This is a genomic window from Streptomyces sp. NPDC047002, assembly GCF_040704505.1.
In the GTDB taxonomy this organism is placed as follows: Bacteria; Actinomycetota; Actinomycetes; order Streptomycetales; family Streptomycetaceae; genus Streptomyces.
Map to the genome: position 1 here is coordinate 79,001 of NZ_JBEYWC010000030.1, position 7,599 is coordinate 86,599.

General features: G+C 75.6%; 4 protein-coding genes. 1 reads left to right on the forward strand and 3 read right to left on the reverse strand.

Annotated features, from left to right (window positions below):
• The first annotated feature begins 144 nt into the window (after window positions 1–144).
• Complete coding sequence (locus AB0910_RS24510; protein WP_366746778.1) at window positions 145–4,185, forward strand: PAS domain-containing protein; 4,041 nt, start codon at window positions 145–147, stop codon at window positions 4,183–4,185.
• Window positions 4,186–4,297: 112 nt separating this feature from the next.
• Here the strand turns inward: AB0910_RS24510 and AB0910_RS24515 are convergent, their stop codons facing one another.
• The 3 genes from AB0910_RS24515 to AB0910_RS24525 form a co-directional block, all read right to left on the reverse strand.
• Window positions 4,298–4,723, reverse strand: a complete 426-nt coding sequence (locus AB0910_RS24515) for a TIGR03618 family F420-dependent PPOX class oxidoreductase (protein ID WP_366746780.1) — start codon at window positions 4,721–4,723, stop codon at window positions 4,298–4,300.
• A 258-nt stretch (window positions 4,724–4,981) separates the two neighbouring features.
• The gene (locus AB0910_RS24520) at window positions 4,982–6,637 is read right to left on the reverse strand and encodes a long-chain fatty acid--CoA ligase (RefSeq protein ID WP_366746781.1); all 1,656 of its coding nucleotides are present in this window, start codon (window positions 6,635–6,637) and stop codon (window positions 4,982–4,984) included.
• Window positions 6,638–6,791: 154 nt separating this feature from the next.
• The gene (locus tag AB0910_RS24525; RefSeq protein WP_366746782.1) at window positions 6,792–7,346 is read right to left on the reverse strand and encodes a SigE family RNA polymerase sigma factor; all 555 of its coding nucleotides are present in this window, start codon (window positions 7,344–7,346) and stop codon (window positions 6,792–6,794) included.
• Window positions 7,347–7,599 lie beyond the last annotated feature (253 nt).

The window sequence follows — 7,599 nt, forward strand, 5'->3', positions numbered from 1 at the left end:
ACGCGCCCCGCACATCCACGATCCCCCGCCGCGTCGCCGTCCCCAGCCCGTAGACTCCCTCCCGTGACAGGCCGGACCCCCGCGGGCAAGATGGGCGGCGCGGCAGGTCCGCGAAGCGCAGTGAGCCAGGGAGGAAGCGTCGTCGTGAGCAGCAGGCCATCCCGAGGCGCTGCTCGCCTCGCAGCCATACTCGACGCGCTCCCCGACGGCCTCGTCCTCGTCAACGCCAACGGCACCGTCGTCAACGCGAACGCGATCGCCCTGGAGATGTTCGAGTCCCCGGGCACCGCCCTCGTCGGCCGCGGGCTGCTCGACCTGCTGCCCGAGTTCGACTCCAAGCTGATCCCCGGCTCGATGCGCCGCCCCTCGTCCACGGACGTCAGGGGCCGTACGAAGCCGACGCGGATGGCCGCCCGCAGGACGGACGGCGCCGAGTTCCCCGTCGAGGTGACGAGCGCGTCGCTCGACAGCCGCGACGCGTACCGCGACCCCGCGGGCGGCTACACCGGCGACGAGCTGCTGATGCTCGTCGTCCGCGACCTGGCGGGCACCGTCGACACCGAGGCGGAGCTCGCACGTTCGCAGCGGCAGACCGAGATGATCCTGCGCGCCGCCTCGGAGGGCGTCGTCGGCACGGACACCGACGGCCGCGTCGTGCTGGTGAACCCGGCCGCCGCGCAGATCCTCGGCTTCCGCGCCACCGACCTCGGCGGCCGGGAGCTGCACACGCTGGTCCTGCACTCGCGGGCCAACGGCGACCCCTTCCCCTACGACGAGTCGCCGCTCGCCGACACCCTGCGCTCCGGCCGCAAGCACCGGGTGCGCGGGCAGGTGCTGTGGGCGAAGAACGGCTCGGCGGTGCCCGTCGACCTGACGACCGCGCCGGTGCGCGACGGGGACCAGCTGGTCGGCGCCGTCATGACGTTCATCGACCGGCGCGCCCACGAGGAGCTCGTCAAGAGCCACACGGACGAGGTCGCGGAGCTCAAGGAGAGCGCAGCCGCCGAGCTGCGGAGCACGACCGAGCGCCTCACCGGCGAACTCACCGCCACCGAGCGGCGGCTCACCGCCGACCTCGCCGCGACCGAGCAGCGGCTGACGGCGGAGCGCGACGAGGTCGAGGAGCGGCTGACCGCGCAGCTGCGGGAGACCGAGGAGGCCGCCGCGGCCGAACTCGCCGACCGCAGCGACCGGTACGCGGCGGAGATCGAGGAGCTGACCGAGCGGTACGGGATCGTGGCGGCGCGCCACGCGCAGTTGACCGCGGTGCTCGGGGACGCGCTGCGCGGCCCGCTTGATGAGCTGCGCGGCGAGCTGACCACGCTCGCCGCCGACCCGGCAGGCCAGTTGTGGCCCGAGGCCAACCAGATCCTGCACCACCTGGCCGCCGGGTACGCGCGGATGACCACGCTCGTCGACAACGTCCTCGGCTACCAGCGGCTCGACGAGGGCACCGAGACGCTGACCAAGCAGGCCGTCATGCTCGACGGGGTCGTCGCCGCGGGCGTCGACGGCGCGGTGGAGCTGATCGGGCCCGGCCGTGCGCAGTTCGCCGTGCACGCGCCGCCGATCGAGGCCGAGGTCGACCCGCACCGGCTGGCGACGGCGCTCGCGCACCTGATCGCCGACGTGGTCGGCGTGGACGCGACGGGCCGCTCGCGGCACCAGCCGCAGGGCGGGTACATCGACTCGACCGTCGTGGTCGCCGCGGCCCAGCGCGACAACGTCGTACGGATCGAGGTGCGCGGCCCCTTCCCCGGCGGCGACCCGGTGCACGAGCCGATCGTGCAGGGCATCGTGCGGGCGCACGGCGGTGTCCTCCAGACGCACCAGGTGCCGGGCATGGACGGCATGTCGTACGTGCTGGAACTGCCGCTCGGCGAGGGCGGCGGCACGGTGCAGGCGGGGGGCGCGGCCGTCCCGTACCAGGAGCAGACCGGGGCGCCGGGCACCACCGTGGGCGGCGGCCACGGCGGGCGGCGCAGGGCGCGGCGGTCCTCCACGGACGCGTTCCTCGCTTCGCCGACCGGCGGGAGCAGCGGGAACAGCGGGAACAGGGAGAGCCTGGAAAGCGGCGCGAACGGCGGGAACCGAGGCGCCGGGGAGGACGAGAACGCGGCGGAGCCGCCCACCGGCCGGCGCAGGGCGCGGCCGGCGGCCGAGGACGCGCAGGCCGCGGGCAGCGGGCCCGCGGGCGCAGGACCCGCCGGCAGTGGACCCGCCGGCAGTGGACCCGCCGGTGGCGCGCTGGTCCCTGCTCCCGGCGGCGACGCGGGTACGGGCCGCCGCCGCGGCCGCCCGAGCCCGGCGGAGGGCGCGGTCGTGCCCGCGGGGCACGGCGCGCGGCGCGGCACTGCCGTGCCGCCGGGGGGCGTCGGTACGACGGTGCCGCCGCAGGGCGTGCCCGCGCGGGGCCACCGGGGTGCCGCCCAGGGCGCGCAGGCCGGGCAGAACGCGCTGCCCGCGCTGCCGTCAGGGCCGATCGCGCCGCAGCCGGCGCCCGCGGACGGGCCGCCGTCGCTCGCACCCGTGCCGCCGCAGGGCGGTCCCGGCGGGCCCGCGGCCCAGTCCGCCGCCAGGACGGCGGCGGGGCCCGCCGACCACCAGGCCGCACCGCAGCAGCCCACGGGCCGGCGGGCACGCCGGGTGCTCGCGCAGGGGCAGGGGCAGCCGGGGAGCGAGCAGCCGCAGGCGCCCGCGCAGACTCAAGGACAGGTGCAGGGCCGTCAGGGGCCGCAGGGCCAACAAGGGCCACAGGGTCACCAGGACCGGGTTCAGGGGCAGCCGCAGGTCCGTGAGCAGCGGGCCGATGCGGAGGGCGCGCGGTCGCCGTTCGCGCTGCCGCCGGGGGCCGCGGACCGTACGGACGATTCGGCGCGCCACGACGCCGCGCGCGCCGGGCAGGACGCGGACCACACCCCGCCGCAGGCCCATCCGCTGCCGGGCGCCGACGCGCCGGCTGCGGGGGGCAGGGCGCAGCAGCCGCGACGCCCCGCGCCGCCCACCGAGCCGCAGCACCCCCGGCAGGCGCCGCCCGCGGCGCAGCCGCTGCCCGACGAGACGCCGCCCGGCGGCACCGCGACCGGGCACGACACCCAGGGGCGCGCGTTCAGCGTGCGCACGCTGGGGCAGGGCGTGCCGTTCGCCCGCGGCGGGCAGGCGCCCGGCGCGCCCGCTCCCGGGGCCGCGGGCCGCAGGCGCAAGCTGGGCAACCGCACGGAGCCCGCGGCGGACGGCGCGGCGCCGCAGCGCCCGCAGCCCCAGGGGCCGCCGACCTCGCAGAGCACGTCGGTGCCGTTGCCGCCGCCGTCCTCCGGCACGGGCGGCGGGCGCGCCGAGGGCCGCTCGTACGCCATCGGGGCGCCGGACGAGGGCGCAGAGGGGCCGGAGCCGCTGGACGGTCCCGGCGGCGCGGTCGAGGTGGCCAACCGGCCGCAACCGCAGCCGGTGGACGACGAGTTGCCGCCGGAGCCGCTGGACAATCCGCGTCGGCTGCTGGTCTGGCCCGCGCCGGACGTCTCCACCGAGCAGGCGCTGAGCGAGCGCGGCTACCGGCCCGTCGTCGTGCACTCGCGCGAGGAGGTCGACGCGCAGATCGCCGCGTTCCCCGCCGCGCTGTTCGTGGACCCGCTGACCGGGCCGATCACCAGGACAGCGCTCCAGTCGCTGCGGCAGGCCGCGGTCGCGGCCGAGGTGCCGGTGCTGGTGACGGCGGGCCTCGGCCAGGCCAACCGCGACGCCGCGTATGGCGCCGACCCCGCCGTGCTGCTCAAGGCGCTCGCGCCGCGTGACAGCGAACAGCACCCGCCACGCGTCCTGTTGATCGAGGAGCACGCGGAGATCGCGCTCGCCCTCTCGACCACCCTGGAGCGGCGCGGCATGCAGGTCGGCCTCGCCGCCGAGGACAACGAGGCAGTGGCCATCGCCGGGCAGATGCGGCCGAACCTCGTCGTGATGGACCTGATGCAGGTACGCAGGCGGCGCGCCGGGATCATCGACTGGCTGCGCGCGAACGGCCAGTTGAACCGCACGCCGCTGGTCGTCTACACGTCGGCCGGCATGGACCCGGCCGAACTGCCGCGCCTGGTACGGGGCGAGACCGTGCTGTTCCTCGCGGAGCGCTCCACGAGCGAGGAGGTCCAAGCCCGGATCGTGGACCTCCTCGCGAAGATCGGCACGAACTGAGGGCAGCTCCAGGGGAGTTGGCCCCGACAGCTGCCGTACGCGCGCCTTGGCCGACGGGCCTGCTCCGGCTCCGGCAGCCGGGGGGCAGGCCCGGACGAGACGGCTACCGGCGTCAGTTCCCGTCCGGCACCCACCCGTACACACGGGTGAGCGGGAGCCGCAGGAGCAGGCGCCGCTGGGCGACCATCGCCGCGCGGAAGTCGTCCCAGTCGGGGTGTTCGCCGCGCAGCGCGCGGTAGTGCGCGACGAGCGCGTCCGCCGCGTCGTCGTCGGGCGCGCGGGTGACCTCGCCGAGCTCGGCCTCGCCCTCGCCGACCGCGTAGGCGCCGAGGTCGGGCGTGGTGACGTAGAAGCTCGCGCGCGGGTCGCGGCGCAGGTTGCGGGTCTTGGCGCGGTCGTCGGTCACGGAGACCGTCAGGATGCGGGGCTCGGGGTCCCACAGGTACGAGACGTTCGACAACTGCGGCCTGCCGTCGCGCTTCTGGGTGGTCAGGACGCCGTTGACGGTCGTGCCGAACAGGCTCCAGGGGTCACTCACGGGTGCTCTCCTCGTGGCTGCGTTTGCGGGCCTGGCGACCACCAGTATCCGGCCCGCGCCCGCCCACCGCGGGGAACGCCGCGAGATCCCCGACGAGCGCGCGCCCCGGGCCGCGCCGGCGCAGGGCCGCACGGGAGCCGGATCGCGCCGGCGCCGGATCGCACCGGATCCGGCCGCATCAGGCCCGGTTCGCACCGGACCCGGGTCCCCGCAGCGCCGGATCCCACCGGATCCCGCTCGTGTCAGAGCCGGATCGCGTCAGAGCCGGGTGACGTCCAGCTCGCCGTTGGCGTACTGCCGCCTGATCACCTTCTTGTCGAACTTTCCCACGCTGGTCTTCGGCACGGACTCCACCACCGCCCAGCGCTCGGGCACCTGCCACTTGGCGACCTGTCCCGCGAGGAAGTCGCGCAGCTCCTCGTAGCCGGCGCTCGCGCCCTCCTTGAGGACGACGGTGGCGAGCGGGCGCTCGCCCCACCGGTCGTCGGGCACGGCGACGACCGCGGCCTCGGCGACGGCGGGGTGCCCCATCAGGGCGTTCTCCAGGCCGACGCTGGAGATCCACTCGCCGCCCGACTTGATGACGTCCTTGGCGCGGTCGGTGAGGGTGAGGTAGCCGTCGGGGCTGATGACGCCGACGTCGCCGGTCCGCAGCCAGCCGTCCGGGCTGAACTTGTCGTCGGGCACGAGCTCCGCGCCCTCGCTGCCGCCGTAGTAGGCGCGCGCCACCCAGGGCCCCCGCACTTCGAGCTCGCCCGCGGACGCGCCGTCCCAGGGCAGGAGGGCGCCGCCGGGACCGGCGAGGCGGGCCTCGACACCGATGGGGAAGCGGCCCTGTGTGACGCGGTAGGGCCACTCCTCCTCGGAGGTGAGGCCGGGCGGCGGGTACGAGGTGGTGCCGAGCGGCGAGGTCTCCGTCATGCCCCAGGCGTGCAGGAGGCGCACGCCGAGCCTGTCGTACGCCTCCATCAGCGACGGCGGGCAGGCGGCGCCGCCGATCGTGACGCGGTACATCGACGACAGGTCGCGGGGACGCTCCGTGACCTCGGCGAGCAGGCCCTGCCAGATGGTGGGGACGGCCGCCGCGTGGGTGGGCCGCTCCTGTTCGATCATGTCGGCCAGCGGCGCGGGCTGGAGGAACCTGTCGGGCATGAGCATGCTCGCGCCGACCATGAACGTGGCGTGCGGCACGCCCCACGCGTTGACGTGGAACTGCGGCACGACCACCAGCGACAGGTCGCGCTCCGTCAGACCGAACGCGGCCGCGGTGGTCGCCTGCATCGAGTGCAGGAAGATCGAACGGTGCGAGAACACCACGCCCTTGGGCTCGCCCGTGGTGCCCGAGGTGTAGCACATGGCGGCGGCGGTGCGCTCGTCGAGCTCGGGCCAGTCGAAGGCGTCGAAGTCGGGCGAGTGCCGGGCGATGAGCTCCTCGTAGTCGTGCACCTGCGCGTCCGCCTCCGCGAGCAGCGCGAGGTCGCCGGGACCGCTGACGACGATGTGCTCGACGGTCGGCAGGTGGGGCAGGAGAGGCGCGAGCAGCGGCAGCAGCGAGCCGTTGACGACGATCACGCGGTCCTCCGCGTGGTTCGCGATGTAGATCAACTGCTCAGGCGGCAGGCGCAGGTTGAGGGTGTGCAGGATCGCGCCCATGGCGGGGACGGCCAGGTACGTCTCGACGTGCTCGGCGTTGTTCCACATGAGCGTCGCCACCCGCTCGTCGTCCCGTACCCCGAGGTCGGCGCGGAGCGCGGCGGCGAGCTGCACGGCCCGGCCGCCGGCCGCCGCGAAGCTCCGCCGCTGCGGCTCGCCTTCCCCGGTCCAGGTGATGATGCGGGATTTCGCGTGGATCGTCATGCCGTGACGAAGGATGCGGGTGACGGTCAGCGGTACGTCCTGCATGGTGCTCAGCACGGCGTCCTCCGGGGAACGGTGGCCCACGGCCCGCGGTGACGGCTGCGGGGGATGCCTGGATTCTGCGCAGCGATCGGCGCGAAAGTCACTACCCGGGAGCAGACGATCCGATCTTCATCCGGTCGGCCTTCCTCCGCTCTCGGAGTGCGGGCGGTCAGGAGGCCGGGGCGAGCTCCGGGTCCTCGCGGAGTTTGGCCAGGGCGCGGGAGACCGCGCTCTTGACGGTGCCGACCGAGACGCCCATGACCTCGGCGGTCTGGGCCTCGCTCAGGTCTTCGTAGTACCGCAGGACGACCATGGCGCGCTGCCGGTCCGGCAGCCGGGTGACCGCCCGCCACATCGCGTCGTGCAGCACCTGGCGCTCGGCCACGTCGGGCGCCCCGCCCTGCGCGCGGGCCGGCTCGGGCAGCTCCTCGCAGGCGAACTCGTCGATCCTGCGCTTGCGCCACTGCGAGGTGCGGGTGTTGACCAGCGCACGGCGTACGTAGCCGTCGAGGGCGCGGTGGTCCTCGATGCGCTCCCAGGCGACGTACGTCTTGGTGAGCGCGGTCTGCAGCAGGTCCTCAGCGTCGAGCGGATTCGCGGTGAGGGAGCGGGCGGTGCGCAGCAGTACGGGCCCCCGCGCCCGTACGTACGAGGAGAACGACGCGTACGGCGCGTGGCCGTGGCTCGCGGCTCCGGAAGCGCTCGTGCGGACAGGCGTGGTCATGTGCACCACGCTAGGAGCGGCGGCGCTCCCGGGGATCGGCCCCAGGTCCCGAAGCGGGGTCCCCCTCAGGGTGTAGGGCTCGGGGAAACCCCACCTCCTGTGGGTGGAGGCAGGGCGCCGGCGCCCTCGGGGTCGGGTGCGCGGACGCCCGGCGCACGGCCGGGCCCGGCCGTGGGCCGCGGCGGCGCGGGGTGCGGGGGGTGGGGGGGGGGTGCGCCGCCGGCCGCGGGCCCACGAGCGCGGCGGGGGGGCC